We start from the raw sequence: 18,751 nt of genomic DNA on the forward strand, positions 1-18,751 counted from the left end.
ACACTCATCCCAACAGGGCCACGGGCCCTCTTGTCTTCAACGACACGAACTCAGTTCCCCACCAACCACGAAGAGCCAGGAACCGGCGTGCAATCGGTTGTCGTTCTTTGAATCCACGACTCAGATCCCGCGTCGCGCTCGGTCAACGAGCCGGCTGCGTGACCCCCTCGTCGATGCCGTGATCCGGTCCGGCCGTGCCGTGTCCGAGACAACAGCAGCGTTCGTCGTGTCCTGGTGGATGGTCCGGACTGCGTTGAACGAAGCTTGCATTCTGAACCTGCCTGACGTGGACCAACTCAGACCGCGGATGCTGGGCATCGACGAGCACCGGCCAGCGTTGGTTGAGCTCGTCAGTCTCCGTGAATGATTGACTCATTCAGCCTTGCACTCAAATCACTACACAGTTCCGCTTTACCTCTCGATTGCTTCTTGGCCAGCTCTTCAGCCAATTCATCACAGATCACTACAATCCCGAAGATAACTAGGCCTGGACTCGAGAGGGCATTCACCGTACCAAAGATGGCCGCCGTTTGGGAGGGGTTGTTGACCAACATGGCTCCGATAACAGACATCGAAAGATTATAGTATCGGGACCCTATTGCTTGCGGGAGTCGCTTTTCGAGCGTTTCAAGGAAAACTTCTTTGACGTCTCGGCCGTCGGCAAGGTGATGTAGGAGCAATATAGCCAGGAAAGCTGCCGTCACCATGCGGTTAGGTATCTCTTCGCAGGCCCGGAGTAGGTCTTCGCGAGTAGCGCTGCGGCCAATGACTCGGACTAAGTCGGCCGTATGCGAGTGATTAGGCCGAATGGTTATCTGTTCAAAATCTCGCCTCAATATAACATCATCCGAGAACCCAAGCTCGCGCTCCCAGGCGACTGCGATGTCGATCAGGGTCTCCCATGAAGGGGGGATGACATCTTCCGGCTTTCGATGCGCCTGCTGCTGAGCAAGAAGTTCCTTAAACGCAGCAATATGGGTGGGTTCTATCCTGCTTTCGTCCAACTCATATAAGCCAGAATCTGCGAGAGCGGGGAGTATGGAGGCGTAGAGCGCGAATTCTTCATCATTTGTGACCAGAACCGGCGTCTTGGCGTCAATCTCCGAGGGAGAGTCTGAGGCGCGCAAGAGCGAGATGAACTGCAGCAGGCCGATGTCCCAAGCTCCTGAGCGAAGTGATTTTGTCTTTTCATTGCGGTGTAATTTCAAAACCTTATTGGTTATGCTATTCTGCAAATCTTTGTCGCCCAGTTCGGCATAGATCAAAGTCGGCCACATTAATGGAATAAACCCAACGTTGTCGATCATCCGTTCCAGGCTCTTGCGGAGCCGTCCGAATCGGGACTGAACGTCTGGGGCAGGTTCATTATTGAATGCCATGGTCCACGCGAGAAGCATTAGATAGTTCGGTAAGACAACGCTTCCGAATATCTCTCGAATATTATCTTGTAGTTCATCAATGTCAGGTAAGTCGACTCCGTACTTATCGACGATCGGTATTGACCTAAATACTTCATCAGCGTTTCCGCGCAAGAATTGCGCAAAAACAATTTGGCTGACAGCGAGTCGTCGAGCAAGCATGTGAGGAGCTGATATCGTTCCGTCGAATCCGGAGCCCTCGGGCAGCCCCATGAGGACGTTGACGTCGCTTCCCGGTCGCCTCGCAAGCCAAGCGGCCAGGTTCACCATGCGACGATGTTCGATGCTCTCCGGATTGAAGCCCTTCCGTCCCAGATTCTCTGCGATAGACACCACATTTGCGTCCAGTATGAGTTCAACGGGACCTGCCGGGACGGCGCCTCCATGTGCTTGTCCGAGCAAAATGAAGTGTTCTCTGGCAGCCATTTGTTCCCCAATATTGATGTGCTTTATCTAAAGGCGTTGACCATGTTTGATCGAAATATACCAGACACGTATTCTCCTAACTATGCGCCTCGGCGAACCGCGGTGCCATGGCCTCCATCTGCTCCATGACCAGTTTGATTGCTTCGGGCTGCTTGTCCGGCGGATAGCCGAAGCGGACCAACAAACGTTTGATGGAGGACCGCAGCTTGGCCCGGACGTCGTCGCGGACCGTCCAGTCGGTGCGCACGTCGCGGCGCATTACAGAAACCAGCTCGCGCGCGATCTCTGCCAGCAGGCCTTCGCCCTGTACTTCCACCGCTGACTCGTTTTGTGCCACGGCATCGTAGAAGGCCAGCTCGTCCGTATTCAGCGGGGGCGTGAACCTGGCCCCACGGTTCCCCTCCATGGCTACCTCGCGGGCAAGTTCCACCAATTCCGCTATGACTTCCGCGGAGGTGAGCTGTTGGTTGGTGTACTTCTTCATCAGCTCTGTGATGCGCTCGGAGAATGCCCGCTGGCGGATGACGTTGTTTCGGGTCATCTTCGCTGATTCGTCTGCGATGAGCTTCCGCAGTGCCTCGATGGCCAGCTGCGGATTCCGTGCCTGCTGTGTCTTGGCGATGAACTCGGGCGTCAGATCATCCAGCGACGGCTTGGGCATCCCCGCAGCATCGTAGATGTCCAAGACCTCTCCGGAGGACGTCGCGGAAGCGATCAGGTTGCCAAGCAGCCGCTGAATCTCTTCCGGCACCGGCTCGCCGCTGGCCTGCCGGTCGGCGGCGTCGTACTTCGCCATCCAGACGCGAATCTCCTCGTACACCTGAATCTCAGGGCGCAGCTCAGCAAGCGTCTCGGAACCGGAACAAAGCGCCCAGGCACGGGAGAGTTGGCCCGAGAACCTGCGGTATTTGGCGGCACGTGATTCTTCGTCCTCGGCTGGCTGGTTGCCGGGCGTGCCAGGGCTCCGCAAGTAGCTGACCGCGCCGGTGACGGCATTCAGAAACGCCTTCGGGCCGCCCTTTATCAGTACGGCTTTCCAGTTGTAGCCCGCCAGTAGCTCCCTCAGCGAGTCCACCAGCGAAACGGTAAGGCCGACGGCCTCATCAATGTTCTTGCCCGCCGGCTTGTTCGCTTGGTCGTCCTTCGTGTATTCGCCCAGGGCCTTGGCCAGATTTTCCGCCAGCGGTGCGTATGCCACCAGCAGCCCGTCTCCCTTGCCGCGGAAGGTCCGGTTCACACGCGCCAGGGTCTGCATCAGCAACGCGCCCTTGAGCGGCCGATCCAGATACAGCGTGTGCAGGGGAGGGGAGTCGTAGCCGGTAAGCATCATGTCCTTGACGATCACCAGTTCCAGCTCATCATCTACGTCCTTGAGTCGTTCCTTCACCACAGCGTTCGCGGAGTCGCGACGCACGTGATCGGAAACGGGCGGAACATCGGATGCGGTGCCTGAATAGACCACCTTGATCTTGCCCTTGGTCAGGTCATCGGAATGCCAATCGGACCGAAGCTCAACGATCGCGGCATACAGCTTCGCGCAGATTTCCCGCGTCCCGCCGACGATCATCCCCTTGCCCGGCGCCTCTATGAACTTGGCCATCTGTCCGCTGCGGTTCTCCCAATGCGACACCAGGTCGGCGGCCAGCGCCGCGATGCGCTGGGGCGCCCCATAGACGGCGTTTACGACGGCGACGCTCGCCTCGATGCGCGCCCGCTCGGTATCGTCCAAGCCCAGGGTGACCTCGTCGGCCGACTGGTCGAGGATCTCCTCGGTGATATCCGCGGCGAGTCCAACCTTGATGAGTCGCGGTTCGAAGTACACGGGCACCGTCGCACCGTCCTCCACCGCGCGGGACAGGTCGTAGATGTCGATGTACTCGCCGAAAACATCCCGTGTATTCCGGTCGTCGAAGGAGATGGGCGTGCCAGTGAACGCTATCAGTGTTGCGTGGGGCAGCGCATCGCGCAGGTGCCGGGCGTAACCATCCAGATCGTCGTAGTGTGAGCGGTGCGCCTCGTCCACCACCACGATGATGTTCCGGCGGTCGGAAAGCAACGGGTGATCGGCGCCCGCGTCCTTCTCCGACTTGCTGCGGCCGAACTTCTGGAGGGTGGTGAAGTAAATGCCGCCCGTTGTGCGGTTGCTCAGTTCATCCCGGAGTTCGGAGCGCTTCTTGATCTGCTTGGGAGATTCGGCGAGCAGCAGGCTGCGGTCGAAGCCTTCGAACAGCTGTCCGTCGAGTTCGTTACGGTCGGTGATGACGACGACAGTCGGGTTCTTCAGCTTCGGGTGCCGGGCCACGAGGTTGGCGTAGAGCTCCATTTCCATGGACTTGCCCGAGCCCTGGGTATGCCAGACGACGCCGGCCTTGCCGTTGCTTTCCACCGCTTGCACGGTGCTGCCCACGGCTTTGGTCACGGCGAAATACTGGTGCGGCTTCGCTATGCGCTTGCTCAGCCCGTCGGAGCCTTCATCGAAGGCGGTGAAGTTGCGGACAAGCTGCAGGAACCGTTCCTGGTTGTACAGGCCCTGGAGTGCGGTCTCCAATACGGTCACGGCCTCGCCGTCCTGCATGAACCCAAGCGGGACTGGAACTCCGTCGTCGTCCACATTCCAGGGCGAGAAGTGGTTGAGGGGAGTGAATGGCGTCCCGTACTTGGCTTGGATACCGTCAGAGGCAAGTGTGAACACGCAGAAGCGGAACGCCATGGGGAATTCGCGCAGGTAGGTCTGCAGTTGGGCGTGGGCAGCGGCTACGTCGGCGGTCGCGCTGCCGGCCTTCTTCAGCTCGATGACGCTCACCGGCATGCCGTTGCAATAGAGCACGACGTCGAAGCGGCGTTTGAAGTCGCCCTGCACCAAAGTGACCTGGTTGACCGCGAGCCAGTCGTTCTGGTCCGGGTCCGAGCTCAGCAGATGGATGGTGGGGTTGGCTTCGTTTCCGTCCGAGTCGATGTAGCTGAGCCGGTACCCGTCCACCAGATAGCTGTGGATGCGATGGTTCTCGGTGATCGCGTCGTTGGACTTGGGAGCGGCGATTTCGGCGAGGGCCTGCTGCAGATACTGGACCGGAACCGTCGGGTTGAACCGCTGCAGGGTCGCGAGCAGCCTGGGCCGAATCAGCAGGTCGTCCCAGGACTCTCGTTCGCCCGTACCGGGCGCGATGTCCTGCCCGGAAGTGGGCCGCCAGCCGAGTGGTTCGGCCAGGAGTTCAAGGGCAATGCCCTCCCAATCGGCCTCGGAAAAGGCTACTGCGGGTGCTGCTTTCATGGTGTCCCCCTGGTTGACCGGCTGTCGTTCTGAATTGTTCTGCAAGTTTCTGCTGCCTGGAGGCATTTTGCTCAGACCTGCTCAGCCGGTCTCACACGCCTGCGTCCTCCAGTACCTTTTCTGCGTCTTTGACCCGCAGTTTGCCGGACATGAGCTGGGGGAGAAGGGCGTCTCGGGTTGATGCCAGTGAGTCCACCTCGTATTCGAGCGAGTCGCGAAGCTCCAGCATCGGACGAGCCACCGAAGCATACTTCTCCTGTGTCTCCCGCGAAACCAAGGGTGCTTGGAACAATGGAATTGCATCAGATGCTAGATGCAGGACCGTTGTACCGCTTGTTCTGGTCCTGCAGTGCGCTCGGAAGCGTCCTTGCAACATCACGCCGAGCAAGAATTCGACTGGCGAGTCCTGCCTCGGACGAACGATTGCCAAGTCCAAGCTTGCGACTAGCTTCTCGTAGCCGGGGGCTCCTGGTACGCGGACTGCTCGCCCGATCACTTCTGCCGCTTGGGTCAAGTCTGTTTGGGCGACGACTAGTTCACCCGGAGCGATCTGCTGAGAGACCTTAAACGGGCCAGCATACTCCTTGAGTCCCCTTAGCGAGTATCCGCCGTTCCTATCGAAGGATTTCAATGTGACCAGGGCACTGGACGACTCGCGGAGATCCGCGCTCCTGTATGAGACACCCTTAGTGACAGTGACCAACTCGCTGAACGGGATAGTCTCGTCGGGCTGGCCGCATATCAAGGCGAAAGTAGCCTCTAAGACCTCGCCAGCAGTCGCAATGGCTTTGGCGTTAGCGGCAATCTTCTCGTCGAGTGCCCCCAACACCTCCGCGATGGCCCTCTGGATTGGAACGGTTGGCCAAGTGACTTTTATCGGATGGAGATGGTTGCGATTCAGAGTTGGATTGGCAGAACCCGCATCCAACCAAGATGTATCGAACTGCGTCATGAAGTAATAGACGAAGAGCGGATGGCTGCCCTTGAAGTCCTGAACCCAGAGGGTCGTGTCGTGGGGCCAGTAGTCCCCTGGCAAATAGAAGGCTTTGCCCAATGTCCCCTTTCGGCCAATTACGACGCCGGGTCCGGTAGCGGCCGCCGTGTCGTGGTAACTGCCAATGCCACCTGACGAAACGACCGGAATAGCACCGTCACGTTGGGAGGCTTTTGTGATGTCGAAGCCGCGCTGAAAATTGACAACTTCACCCAGCGTTGTTGCGTGCCACTCAGACATTGACCCTCCCTAGCTGCTCGCGCACGATAGCCGCCAGCCGCTCGGACTCCTCGAACTGCGCGAAAAGCTCCTTGGACAGGCGCGCGATCTTTTCTTCGATCGGTTCGCTGTCGTCTTCAACATCGGCAGCCCCGACGTACCGGCCCGGCGTCAGGGCGTAGTCCGAAGCCTTTACCTCGGCGAGGGTGGCGGAGTAGCAGAATCCGGCTTCGTCGTCGTACGTCAGGCCGGCCTCAATCGCCGACGAGGTGCCGCGCCAAGCATGGTAGGTGTTCGCGATCTTGGCGATGTCCTCGTCGGACAGGGCCCGCTCGGCCCGGTCCACCAAGTACCCGAGGTTCCTGGCGTCGATGAAAAGCACTTGCCCGGTCCGGTCAACGGAGCCGTTCTTGCCGGCGGTCTTGTCCTTGGCGAAAAACCAGGTGCAGACCGGGATGCCGGTGCTGCGGAACAGCTGCGTGGGGAGTGCCACCATGCAGGAGACCAAGTCCGCCTCGACGAGCTGCGCGCGGATCTCGCCCTCGCCGCCGGAGTTGGAGGACATGGATCCGTTGGCCATGACCACGCCGGCACTGCCGCCCGGGGCCAACTTGGAGATGATGTGCTGAATCCAGGCGTAGTTGGCATTGCCGGCCGGGGGGACGCCATACTTCCAGCGGGCGTCCGAATCAGAGCGGGCCCAGTCCTTGATGTTGAAGGGCGGGTTGGCCATGATGAAGTCCGCGCCGTTGTTACCGCTCAATTCGGGGTGCTGGTCCCGGGCAAAAGTGTCGCCCCAGCGGGAGGCGAGGTTGGCGTTGAGACCGTGGATGGCCAGGTTCATCTTGGCCATCCGCCAGGTGCGCTCATTGAGCTCCTGGCCGTAAACCGAAATGTCCGAGCCCTCCATGTTGTGGGCGGCGAGGAACTTCTCGGCCTGGACGAACATGCCCCCGGATCCGCAGCAGGGATCGTAGACCCGGCCGCGGTGCGGTTCGAGGACTTCCACGAGGACGCGGACCACCCCGGCGGGGGTGTAGAACTCGCCACCACGCTTGCCCTCGGCCTTGGCAAACTTCTCCAGGAAGTATTCATACACCTCACCGAGCAGGTCGCGCGCCTTGCTGACCCCCTGACCAGTGAAGCGGGCGGAGTTGAAAAGGTCCAGCAGCTCGCCGAGGCGGCGCTGGTCCACGTTGTCGCGGTTGTATATGAGGGGGAGAGTGGCCGCGAGGCTCTTGTTGTCCTGCATGATGAGCTTCATTGCTTCATCGATGAGCTTCCCGATCGATTTGGGCTCCTCGCCGTCCAACGCGGGAAGGCCCTTGGCGTTCTCCGCGAGGTAGGTCCAGCGAGCCCGTTCAGACACCCAGAACACGCCGCGGCCGGTGTACTCGTCCACGTCGTCGATGAGCTGGGCGACCTGCTCCTCGTTGAGCCCTTCCGCTTCCAGCTCTGCCTGGATATGCCCTCGACGTTCCTCGAAAGCGTCAGAGACGTACTTCAGGAACACCAGCCCGAGAATCACGTCCTTGTACTGCGAGGCATCCATGGAGCCGCGCAGTTTGTCCGCGGCCTTCCAGAGGGTGTCCTTGAGTTCCTTCATGGTGGACGGGGCGAGGTCCACCTTCAATTTCGGGGGCATTAACGTGTTCCTTCGGTCTCTGGTCCGGCGAGCTTGGTGCTGGGGTCTGTCAGGGTGAGGCTTCCGCCCGCTACGCCGTCCGTAATCAGGGTAGCGAGTTCTTCCAAGAGCTTGAGGCGTTCGCGGGCTTGCTGCTGTTCGTGTTGCAGCCGCGCGAGGGAATCGGCCAGCTTCTTGCGTTGGGCGTCAGGGGTGCGACGCAGGCGCCATTGACGCCAGGACTTGTCCGCTGTACGGAGTCTGTTGATGTCCGCGGCGACGACGTCCGGTAGTAGCCCGCCTGGGTCGCCGGGGTCGATCCGGAGCACTCGGGCGGGGAAGATGACGGCGGAGCCGCCTTGGGTGTCCACTATCGCCGCAGGCCGGGGACTGGTGCAGAAGACGACGTCGCCGGGCTCGGTGAGCCGTCCGGAAGGATTGCTGGCGGCGAAGTCCAGGAGGTTGAGGTAGCGGGACGGGGCGGTATGCGGATGGATCAGCTCGGCAGGCCCCAGGACTCGAGTCCCGCCGCTTGGTGCCAGATCCGCGTCCTCCAGTCGGTTTCCCTTGATGTACTTGAGGTTGTCGGCGGCGATGAAGTCTTGCACGGAGGCGGGCTGGGTCTTCGCGTTCGGATCTCCTGGGAGCACTGCGATGTCACCGGATTGTTCAGGTTTGCCGGCTTGCAGGATCCGTACAAGTTCCTCCACACGGAGGGCCGACTCAGCGCCGTTGGAACTCGGAGCCGAACCGTGGGATGGGGCTTTCGCCAAGGACTTCCTGCTGGCCAGCAGGAGACGTGTCTGTACCAGTCGCGCGAAGCGGAAGGAGTGGGCGCGGATGGTGGCGCGGTCGCCCATCGATGCAACGATATCGCTGATGAGGTCCTGGGTGACGTCGTCGGCGAGGTCTCGGGCGCTGAGATCCGCCACCATGGTCCAGCGTTCGGCAATGGGCACCTCGGCGAACGAGGGCCCTAGCACCCACAGCGCCTGGGCTTCGCGCGGCTTGGAACGCAAGAGACCTTGCGGCAGCCGCACGATGGCACGTACCCGACCAGTTCGCAGAATACCTGAACGGACGCCGGCGGCAGTCCCGGACAGTGGCACATCGCAGAGAACCCGTGCCGGGGCGATGATGACCGCCCGCTGCTGATCGTCCATCTGCAGGGCAAGGTGTTCCACCGCCGAGAGAATCTGGGAGTCGTCCATGCGCGGTTGGCCAGGGGGCGGGTACTGAACCACATGCACCACAGCTCCTTCGACCGCAAACTCGCCGCTGGCGTCGATGCGGATCTGCTCACCGTCCACGCCGTGCGCCCGCAGGCGGCGGCGCGCCAGCCGGCCTGTACCGCCGTCGTCGTTCGCTGTCAGGAAGGTGACGGGAGCATCCTCGCCGGACGTCCGCATGACGCCGATTAGGAGGTCGCTGCCGCCGGGTGTGGAGTCGGCAAACACTGGGTTCCCATCAAGCGTGGCGGCCAGTTCGACCGCAGCATTGGCAACCAACCCTGCGGCAGCGTCAGAGAGCGCGGTCTCCGATTGTTCCCGCAGCCCTGCCCGGAAACGAGCCGCGAGCAGTTGCTCGAAGGCGGCCGGCGCGTTGTAGGCACTGTCTACCAGTCGGTCTGCGAATGCCACCGTGGAAACAAGTGAAGCGCCCAGGACTTCCAGTTCCGAATACAGAAACATGTCATCGGGATCGCACTCGTCCGCGAGGTCCAGCAATTCATCAGGGCTCAGCTGCCCCAGATCCTCACCTGTCATCGCCTTGAGAGTCAGCAGGGCGGTGAGCGAGTCGAACGTGCTTCCGCGGGCGCTGCCGGCTGGGGGCATCTTCGCGAAGGCGGCGACGTCGTTGAGGGCCTCAGGGTTATTGCCCCGTCCGGTGGCGGCAAGCCATGCGGCGACCTGGTCGGCGTCGAACACTTCACGGCCGCCTTCAAGCGCTATGGGGTCCGGAAACGGATGAGCCGATCCAGCGCTCCGTTTGCGCCACATCGAAACGACGGGCCGCTGGACCTGCGCCAGGGAGGCGACATCCGAAAGGTTCATGAGCAGGGCTGCTGATTCGTTCACTTCCGCCTCCTTACGACGTCGACCCTCAGCCTAGCTGCGACCGGCAACTTTTCCCGCGAGGCGCTGATAACGGGGGTTATCAGTGAATACCGACTCGTTGAATGCCGAGGAGTCATAGGTTCGTTCTGCAGCTACGAAGGGATCTTCCGGGGCTGCGACGGCGGCGGGGAACCACGCATTGGGGGACTGGCATCCCGCCGCCGCCCAGCAGCCACACCCACTGTCCATCCCCTAAAGGAAGAAGCCATGTTGAACATCGAGACCGGCCAGAACGAAGAGCCACAGCTCGAAGGCGGTGACCCCGGGGGCACTGACGCCCGGAACCCCGAGGGTCCGACTCCGGAGAAACCCAAATCCGCACGCAAGAAGCGCCTCTGGCTCGCGGTTGCCGCCGTCGTCCTCGTGGCGGGCGGAACAGCATTCGGGACCACATTGCCGGATCCGAAGGCGAGCGACGCCTATGTTGGGCTCACAAGGGAAAAGTCTGCGGTCGAAAGCGCCCGTGATTCGGCCAAGTCCAGCTACGACTCGCTGAAATCCAAGTACGACACACTTCAGAACGGCATCGCCGGCCGCGAAGCCAAAGTCACGTCTCGCGAAACCGAGGTCGCTAAAGCTGAAGCGGCGGCCAAAGCCCGCGAAGACGCCGTTAAGCAGCGGGAAGACGCGGTGACCGCGGCTGAAAAGACCAAAGCGGCCAACACTGTCAGCGACGGCACCTGGACGGTCGGCAAGGACATCGAACCGGGCACGTACCGTGCAGCGGCGGCAGTGGGATCAACCTGCTACTGGGGCATCTACCAGTCAGGAACCAACGGCAGCCAGATCATCCAGAACGACATTCCAGGCGGAGGCCGCCCCGCGGTGAACCTATCCGCCGGCCAGGACTTCAATTCAACCCGATGCGGCAAATGGGAAAAGCAGTAGTACTCGTTCGCTCATCATTCGCTAACCCTAGAAAGGCATGACCCACATGAACCAGATTCCACAGGCGCCCGGCGTCGAGACCCCAGCCGCCGCGCCCCGCCCGTTCTTCAAGAAGAAGCGTTTCCTGATCCCAGCAGGTGTCCTGGTGCTCGGCATCGCGCTGGGCTCCTGCTCCGGCGGAACGAAGCAGGCGGGAAATGCGGGCCCCGCGGCTTCTTCCACAGCTGCGTCTACCGCAGCGCCCACTGCCACGACTCCCGTTGCTCCCGCGGCCGTTCCCTCCGCAACCGTCGCCGCACCCGCCGTCGGCGTTCCATTCAGCGTCAAGATGGGCAACGCCAACGTCGCCAAGATCACGATCATTTCGGCCGTCCGGACAGCGACCGTCACATCGACGGCGTTCGCCACCCCGGCGAAGAATGGAAGCTACCTGCTCCTCGACGTCCTCTGGGAAACAGAGGCTGGCAAGACCAGCTCCAATCCGTTCTACTTCTCCGCCAAGGACGCCAACGGGCGAAAGGCCGATCTCAACCTCTTCGCCGACAACCAGTTGGCCTCTGGAGACGTCCTGCCAGGTGACAAGACTCGCGGATTCATTGCTTTCGATATAGCGCCGGATGCTTCGACCGTGATGATCTCCAACCCGCTCATGCAGGAAGCGGTGCGGATTCAGATTCCGGGATAGGCAGGTGCGCAGGAATTCGTTGCGCATATGTTATTCGAAACCCGAGGTTGCGGGGCACTTACGGGTATCCATACCGCTACGGTATGGCGGGGAGTCAAAGGGCCGATTGCATGCACATGTATGCAATGTGCCTTCCAAAAATGCTTGTGGATAAAGACTAGGACGGGTATGTCACGCGAAGAGCAGGATCACCGGTTCATGAGGCGCTACGGTGAATTGAAAGCGTTCATTGAGCTAACCGGGCGCCGCCCTAGGGCAGAGTCGAAGGACACTTCCGAAGCAGCCCTTGGCCGTTGGACCACCACGCAGCAGACGCTGAGGAACGCCGGAAACCTGGCCGCTCCTCGTCTGAAGCTGATGGAAGACCTTGGGGGTCCTCTGGCCTCACGGCAGACGTACTCTGACCGGATCACAGAGTTGGCAGAATTTATTCGCTCCAACGGAAGGCGCCCACTCTTCGGGGCAGCCAATCCTCCCGAACGCAGCCTTGCGGCTTGGTTGAACGCCCAGGTCATCGCGCGCAATAAGGGAGAACTCTCTGCTGAACGTTCCGAGTTGCTTGAGCCTCTCGTCCCGGCTGACTCAACGCGGAAGACTCGATCAATTGCGGAGTGGGTTGCGGATCTCTCGGCATTCCACAGTGAGCACGGCCGGATGCCACTGAGCACGCGGGACGAAGAGCGAGGGCTCGCACTGTGGCTCATCAACAAGCGCATGTCATTCAAAGACGGGACCATGCCCCAGGAGCAGATTGATGCCTTGAATATGGTCCCCGGCGCGCTGGTAACGAGGAGGAATGCCGACCCTGATGCGATGTTGCTAGAGGCCCAGGAATGGTGCGGTCAGCACGGGTACGTTCCCCGGACGAGTTTCACGGATACTGATTCGCTCAGCGCGGATGAGGACAAGGAACGCACGATTGCGGCTTGGATGCGAAATCATGCGCGTGAGAGCAGCCGTGCGTATGAGCCCAGTGAGTACGCCGAGCGACGGCTCAGGATCTTGGACCTCTATGACAAGTACCCGTCACGATCGGAATTCAACGAGATCCTGGCAAGGGAGAAGGCGCGAAGCGCACTTGAGGGCGCTGATCATGTGCCTTCAAGCACGGAAGACAGCCAGACCCACGGCTGGATCGCGAACGCTCGCCGCCTTCGCGCCACCGGTGCCGAGATGTCGCCAGAAACACTTGATGTGCTTGCACTGGCGGACCGACTCAAGGCACACACCGAACACAAACGCGATGCTCGCTTGGAACAGTTGGCCGTATTCGTCAGGGCCAACGGACGCATGCCTGGCTTCGCGAAGTTGGCGCCGGCGGAAGAAAAGAGCCTTGCGTTCTGGGTCAAGCGACGGCTCGACGGTTCCCGGACGGCGGGGGGTGCTGAAACCAATGAGAAAATCACTGAACTCATCGCAGCGTGCGCCAAGTTAGCGGGGGCTGCCAACGAAGTCGAACCTGTTCGGACGAGGCAGGCAAATCCCACCCGGGAGAACGCGGAGTGCGCAGGAGTCATGGCGTCGCTAGAGGCCGCGGGTCACCTTCCGGAATCCGGATCTCCGGGCTACGCCTGGTTGATCAAGCATCGAAAGCGCCGGGCTGTGGGGGTACCAATTTCCGATGAAATTGCGCTCGTGCTTTCGTATGCGGACACGTTGAAAACGGCACGTGAAGTCCGACACGAGCGACGTCTTGTTGGCTATACGGACTTCCTTTCACGGTTCGGACGGCTCCCGACCCCGGGTGGTGAGAAGGAAGAAGCGTCCTTAGCCAATTGGGCCAGCGGGGTCTTACGAGGAGTTGTGAACGCCGGACCCGATGTCGGAGCCGCGCTTCGCCTGCTCCAGGAAAATTCAACCCGGCGGGCAAACGAACTTGGAGCAACTTCGAAAGGCTTGCCCCACCACCGGGTAGCGATTCTGGACGCCTACGCCAAAGGAGAGCGGATAGCCAATCTGGATGAGGGCGACGGATCTCCGAAGCAGTTCCTCGACGATCTCAGGGAAGCCATTACGGTCCAGCAGGAACAAAGTCGTGCGGACGCCATCGCAAGAGAAGTCCGTTCGCTACGTCAACTGATTCAGGACGACGTGTATGGCGGTCTTGTCGACGACGGCCCCTCTCCTGGATCGGTGAGCAAATCAATGGTCCTGAAACACAGGTTTCATTGGCTGCACAGCTTGGCGGCCGACGTCTACGAGGAGCTCCGGCAGAAGGCAGGGCTGGTCGTCGATTACCCAATGACCTGCTGTTCCCCTTATCTCGACTATGGCGTCTTCGCCGTGTATGGCATGATCAACGGCCTCGGTGCAGGCCCGGCAGAACCTCTTTCCTCGGATGAAACACGCGTGGTGGAGGATCTTGAACGCTTCCTGTGCGGTGCTCCCGCTTCCTCACGACGAAGCGTCGTGGGCCTGGTTCTGGGGGCAATGAGGCAGCTGAATCGCGCCTCTGGCAAGCAGTTCTACGCAAGAGAATACGACCTGGGCCGAGCCCGCTTCGGAGAACTTTATGAAGTATCTGACTACCTGGACTGGCCCGTTCCGGTAGAAACTGTGTCCGCTTTGCTTGGCAACGGCTCGTGGAATGGGGCCTTGGCCGCGGTGGGCCTTCCCCCGATCTTGCAGTCTTTGAATTGGCGCGGCTCGGACTTCATCCGCGCTGCCTTGGACTTTTCAGAGACAGCATCCGGGCTGGACGATTCTCCCAAAACTGAGTTCGCATACGACGACTGGGTGAAACTGCAGGTAGTGCGGGGCGAGGAACGACCATCGCTGCTCAGCATGCAGGCCGAATTCGGTGTCTTGAGCAACGGACTGAGGCTCGTAATGGGGAGCACTGACCTCTCTGAGGATTCAGTCGACGACGTCGGGGGCGCCTGGCACCAGGTTCGACATTTGCTCGCTGGAACTGTGTTCCGGACTCCTGTGGGCACTTCGATTGAACTCCGGGTCGTTGAAGAAGGCGAAGATCTGGATATTCCCTTGTTCGCGACGGCCACAATCACAGCCGATGGGGCCGATTGCTCCTTTCCCTCAGCACTGGTAGTCGGAACGGAGGACTGGCCCCACGACGTCAGACGCATGCTCGAACTGGGCTGGGCAGCGGCCAGAGACCACCATGATGTTTGGATCAAAGAGTCCGTCCCTCTAGGGGATGTCGCGTCAACTCTCCTCTCCGGGTTGCGGGAGTGCCGCGGCGTTAAGAATCCTGCAAGTATTAAGTGGTCTGCGAGCCTACCGTCCGGGGAACCCGGCACGAGTGGCCCGCCCCTAGGCCAAGGCGAATCGCAGAGCTTGGCCCCGGAAGGACCCGACCAGGAGATTCTATGGGCAGACGCCGTGCAGTCGCTGACAGACGAGCTGCTGTGGCTCAAAGACGACGATTTCATCAGCGTCGAATATGGGTACGGAGCGGGGGAGGACTGTGCACCGTACGCGCAGGCCACTCCACGTCCGTCCGGGCTGTCGCTGGAACTAGTTTCTGAGGATTTTCTTGCCGCTGACGTCTGTCCGCTCAACTCGGACTTTCTCGTCTCAGCCGGATGGGACGCCCCAGCTGGGGATAACCCGAATTGGCACATAACCGGCGTCACACGGGAGTCCGCGGCCAAGAAGCTCCTGGATGGGCTACGATTCGGCCGAGAGTGCCCGGACGCTAGACTGCTGCGCTGGGAACTCGCAGTGTTCCCTCCCGAAATGGGCGCGTCCGGCGACTGAAAAACGGCCGTCGCCCTCCAGGACCCGGTTCCAGAGGAAACCGCACCCTCGAGGGCTCTTGGGCAGCCGCTCTGACTGCGGAATCGGGACCATTGAAAGAAACGGCAGCCGATAGATCGATTCGCCTACGGCCGACGTAGATAAGCGCATCTGGGGTCAACTGGATGCGCGAGGAAGGCCCCGCGGCTGGGCTGCGCCGAGTCGTGCGGGCGCATGACCAGTCTCAACAACAAAGGAGTACCAAGATGGATGCAGACGCCTACAGCGCAGAACTGGCCGTGGCCATGGAGTCCTCGTTCGCGGAGAACCCCAATACCGGGCAGCACTGCCACGGCCTTGCCGACGCCTACATGGCCTCCTTGCCCGAGAACACCGAGGGGCGCGAGGAGTACGCCTACTGGGTCCGACGCTCCCTTGAGAGGGACAACATCGTGTCTCCGGGCCAAGTCGTCAGCACGTTTAACTATCTACGGGTTAAAGCAGTGCGTGTCGCCATAAAAGTTGCCCAAGAGCGTGGAGAAGCAGACCGCAAGTGGGAGCTTTAGGCTGCGGGCCCCGGCTCCAATGCGTGGCTTAGCACCAGGTGTCACTACTGCCCGGCCTACGCTGGCGACCACTTTGGCTGACAGTTCCATAACGTTCAATCCGTCCGGCTGTACGCCCGACGGATACTCGTAGCCACCAGCGCTGGGGGCAAATCGTCATGGTTGGAGAATGGTTGCCCAGAAGGCTTCTGGGCGAGCAGCGACTCGAATATCCCTCGTTCATGTGGAACGATAACGAATGGCGGCTTCAATGTGGGCGAGAACTACGGTCTGCGGGTTGAGGTCGCTTTTGGTGTCACTGCCACCGCCTATGGTGGAACTCAGTATGGGGAGGGACAGACGTGACCATTGATAACCAGCCACTCGTGCCAGTATGGACACTCGCTACGGAATCCGTGAGCGTGCCGAACGTGCTAGGCGAGGAGGGCATGACACCTGCCCGACTCGCAGAACTGAGAACAGTCCTAGCAGCACTTGCTGATTCCCCCATCGCCACGCTGGAAGCGCATCCGCTGTCAATCAAGCCCGATCGGAAGGGCGGGATTCCGCTTCATGCAGCAAGTCCGCTCGCTCGGGAGTTATCGCGCCTCATGGCTGAGACTGCGAAGTCAGTGCCTTCGACGCTCGACGTCGCCGCTACCGGTGACGTGCTCTACAGAATGGTTGTACCGGCAAAGGTCGCCGCGCAGGTCGGCAAAGGACTCGTGCAGCCCATGGCCTCCAAAGCAGCTGCGGGAGGTATTCACGGCGCGCTCGTCAACTCCGCCGGAATCGCAGCGCAGGCCACTTTTGTTCCCGTTGCCGGCAAGGCCGCTGTTGCGGGTGCTGCGACCGGTTCGGCCGCAACTGCTGGTGTGGCTGTAGCGGGGGCCGGGGCACTGACAGTGGCCGCGCCACTAGTGCTGATGGCCGTCGCGGTCAGCGTAAGCGCCTACGCTGATCACCAGCGCCAGGAATCAATCGAGCGGATCACTGACCTCTTGGAGCAGTTACACGAGGACAACCTCGAGGGCGAACGCAGCGAGTTAGACGGCTGTCCTGACGCGATCGTCAAGGCAACGTCGATTCTCCTCGATCAGGGCAGAATCGGCCTATCACTGGGACTGGATTCCTCGTCATACGCGATCAGCACGGCGATCGCACGAATCCAGCGTCGGCTCATGAAATGGCAAGTTGCTCTAGAAACACTGCCCGACGGCCCGGTTGAAGTCGGTGCATTGACGAAGTCATTCCCTGGTATCAACGAGGAAGGCGGCACGTTCCGCGCCCATCTAGAGCTTGCACGCCTCGCCATTGCTCTCAAACGCCGAGTGCTCGTGCTTCAAGCTGTTGAACACGCACAACAGGACACGCACAATCCGTTCAAGAGCTTCATCGGAACATTGCACGACGACGGGCGTCGGGTCGACGAGTTGGAATCCGGCATCGACTCAGTTCTACGTCGACTGTCGACCCTCGAGTTGAAGCGGAACAGCGGCTTCAGAAGCCCTGTGTTCACGCAGGGCGAGGTCGACGATCTACTCAAGGCCGTATATCGTCTTCGCGGCTTGGGAGATGGCCTCAACGCCGGAATCCATCAAGCTGACGTTGCGATTGAGATCGAACGAAGCAGCGACGGATCGCTTCTAGTGTTCCCTGCAGTCGCGGCTTGACCGGGCGCCGCACAGCGAACTCATTGACCAACTCGATCTCAGCAAAAAAACCTGTCGATCTGCAGCTCCGCCTTCGTCCCTTTAGCGGTAGACGAAGCTGCCCCTTCACGGTACGTCGTGCGGGGGGCAGCTTTGGTGTTTCCAGCCCGGTTCCTACTTCCCGTCCTGTCGGCGCACCATTTCAGTGATCCAGATGGGGGCGAACGGAGAGGTGCAGTTTGGGGGAGTCGGGTAATCCTTGAGCACTTCCAGGCGCTCACCAATGTCGATGGCGCGGGCGCGGTGCCCGGCGTGCTCGATCCCGATCTGGGCCAGGCAGTGGTTCATCGCCCACTGCAAGCGATCCGGGGCGTCTTTCATCTCCGCCTCGATGACATCGAGCAATCCTGCGAGGTCCAGGCCCTCGGGATTCTTTGAAGCGCGTTCAGTAGTCAGCGCCCATCCGGCGCTCGCAACTACTGGATCCGGATCGGTGAACCAGGCAAGGCGCAGTTCCTCGCAGTGCGGGTTCTTCTTCACGACGTAATTGACGAGCCAGTCGTGCACCTTGGGTACACGTGCAGCACGCAACATGACGTCGAGCTCATCCCGCTCGAACGCCTTCGGGCGGCAGACCAGGATCGCGAGCAGTCTCGCTGCCGTGTCATCTGTCGCCCAGAGCTGGTGCGCGAGTTCCTGCTGCGTCTTCAACCGCTTAGCGAGCGCGCGCAGTTTGCCGAGGTTCACACCGTGATCGTCACCGTGTTTCTCGTTCACCGCGCGTGCCTTCGGGTCCTCGAGCGCGGCCAGCTCGGCAACTATCTCCTGCACGGACATCTCGGCCACGTCAGCCTCCTCTTCATCATTTGTGGCTTGAGCTTACTAGGACGCGCAGCCTCGCCGCGCCATCACGAGGGCGTGCGGAGGCTGCCTGCCGGTGTCCCCTCTGGGAACTTTCAGGTGGTCAGCCGCTTTGGTACGCGGCGTATGCCGGGAAGGGGTCGTCCATGGGCGCGGTCCAGCCCGGATCGCCTGGATCGTCGGAATCGGCGTCGGGCCATGGGTGCGCGGCCGTGAAGGAGTTCCAGTCCGGGAACGGATCCGCGGGCAGTTCCGGTTCCTGAAATGCGGGCGGGTCCAGGTCAGGGAGGGTGTCCGATTCCTGGCCGGTCGGGAGGTGGTGTGGCCAGCGGGGTGGTTCCCAGTCCTGGTG

The 18,751-nt window shown here is 60.9% G+C and carries 11 protein-coding genes and 1 pseudogene; 5 read left to right on the top strand and 7 right to left on the bottom strand.

Annotated features, from left to right (window positions below):
* Window positions 1-350: 350 nt before the first annotated feature.
* The 5 genes from AC3WJU_RS21000 to AC3WJU_RS21020 all read right to left on the bottom strand — a co-directional run bounded on the left by AC3WJU_RS21000 (window position 351) and on the right by AC3WJU_RS21020 (window position 10,030).
* The gene (locus tag AC3WJU_RS21000; protein WP_492260759.1) at window positions 351-1,844 is read right to left on the bottom strand and encodes a hypothetical protein; all 1,494 of its coding nucleotides are present in this window, start codon (window positions 1,842-1,844) and stop codon (window positions 351-353) included.
* A gap of 76 nt (window positions 1,845-1,920) precedes the next feature.
* On the bottom strand, window positions 1,921-5,115 hold the full coding sequence (locus AC3WJU_RS21005) for a type I restriction endonuclease subunit R (protein ID WP_492260760.1): 3,195 nt from the start codon (window positions 5,113-5,115) through the stop codon (window positions 1,921-1,923).
* Window positions 5,116-5,206: 91 nt separating this feature from the next.
* Window positions 5,207-6,349, bottom strand: coding sequence for a restriction endonuclease subunit S (locus AC3WJU_RS21010; protein WP_492260761.1), 1,143 nt, complete (start codon window positions 6,347-6,349; stop codon window positions 5,207-5,209).
* Window positions 6,342-7,973: a class I SAM-dependent DNA methyltransferase gene (locus tag AC3WJU_RS21015; protein ID WP_492260762.1), complete on the bottom strand. Its 1,632-nt coding sequence runs from the start codon at window positions 7,971-7,973 to the stop codon at window positions 6,342-6,344. Before AC3WJU_RS21015 ends, AC3WJU_RS21010 begins: the two co-directional genes overlap by 8 nt.
* Window positions 7,973-10,030 carry a helix-turn-helix transcriptional regulator gene (locus tag AC3WJU_RS21020; protein ID WP_492260763.1) on the bottom strand — a complete coding sequence of 686 codons (2,058 nt, stop codon included), beginning with the start codon at window positions 10,028-10,030 and terminating at the stop codon, window positions 7,973-7,975. The genes AC3WJU_RS21015 and AC3WJU_RS21020 overlap by 1 nt, the downstream gene beginning before the upstream one ends.
* Before the next feature lie 246 nt (window positions 10,031-10,276).
* Here AC3WJU_RS21020 and AC3WJU_RS21025 point away from each other — a divergent pair, with 246 nt between their 5' ends.
* From AC3WJU_RS21025 to AC3WJU_RS21045, 5 genes are all read left to right on the top strand, one after another.
* On the top strand, window positions 10,277-10,957 hold the full coding sequence (locus AC3WJU_RS21025) for an Rv1352/Rv1906c domain-containing protein (protein WP_492260764.1): 681 nt from the start codon (window positions 10,277-10,279) through the stop codon (window positions 10,955-10,957).
* Between the two features lie 46 nt (window positions 10,958-11,003).
* Window positions 11,004-11,642: a DUF4352 domain-containing protein gene (locus tag AC3WJU_RS21030; RefSeq protein WP_492260765.1), complete on the top strand. Its 639-nt coding sequence runs from the start codon at window positions 11,004-11,006 to the stop codon at window positions 11,640-11,642.
* Between the two features lie 654 nt (window positions 11,643-12,296).
* On the top strand, window positions 12,297-15,362 hold the full coding sequence (locus AC3WJU_RS21035) for a TY-Chap domain-containing protein (RefSeq protein WP_492260766.1): 3,066 nt from the start codon (window positions 12,297-12,299) through the stop codon (window positions 15,360-15,362).
* Between the two features lie 245 nt (window positions 15,363-15,607).
* Entirely contained in the window at window positions 15,608-15,907 is a 300-nt protein-coding gene (locus AC3WJU_RS21040; RefSeq protein WP_492260767.1) for a hypothetical protein, read from the top strand.
* A 341-nt stretch (window positions 15,908-16,248) separates the two neighbouring features.
* Window positions 16,249-17,559 carry a hypothetical protein gene (locus AC3WJU_RS21045; RefSeq protein ID WP_492260768.1) on the top strand — a complete coding sequence of 437 codons (1,311 nt, stop codon included), beginning with the start codon at window positions 16,249-16,251 and terminating at the stop codon, window positions 17,557-17,559.
* Between the two features lie 153 nt (window positions 17,560-17,712).
* Here the strand turns inward: AC3WJU_RS21045 and AC3WJU_RS21050 are convergent, their stop codons facing one another.
* On the bottom strand, window positions 17,713-18,375 hold the full coding sequence (locus AC3WJU_RS21050) for a DNA alkylation repair protein (protein WP_492260769.1): 663 nt from the start codon (window positions 18,373-18,375) through the stop codon (window positions 17,713-17,715).
* A 127-nt stretch (window positions 18,376-18,502) separates the two neighbouring features.
* Window positions 18,503-18,751: pseudogene (locus AC3WJU_RS21055) on the bottom strand (hypothetical protein); the annotation flags it as partial.

The organism is Arthrobacter sp. FW306-1B-F12A (assembly GCF_058781865.1).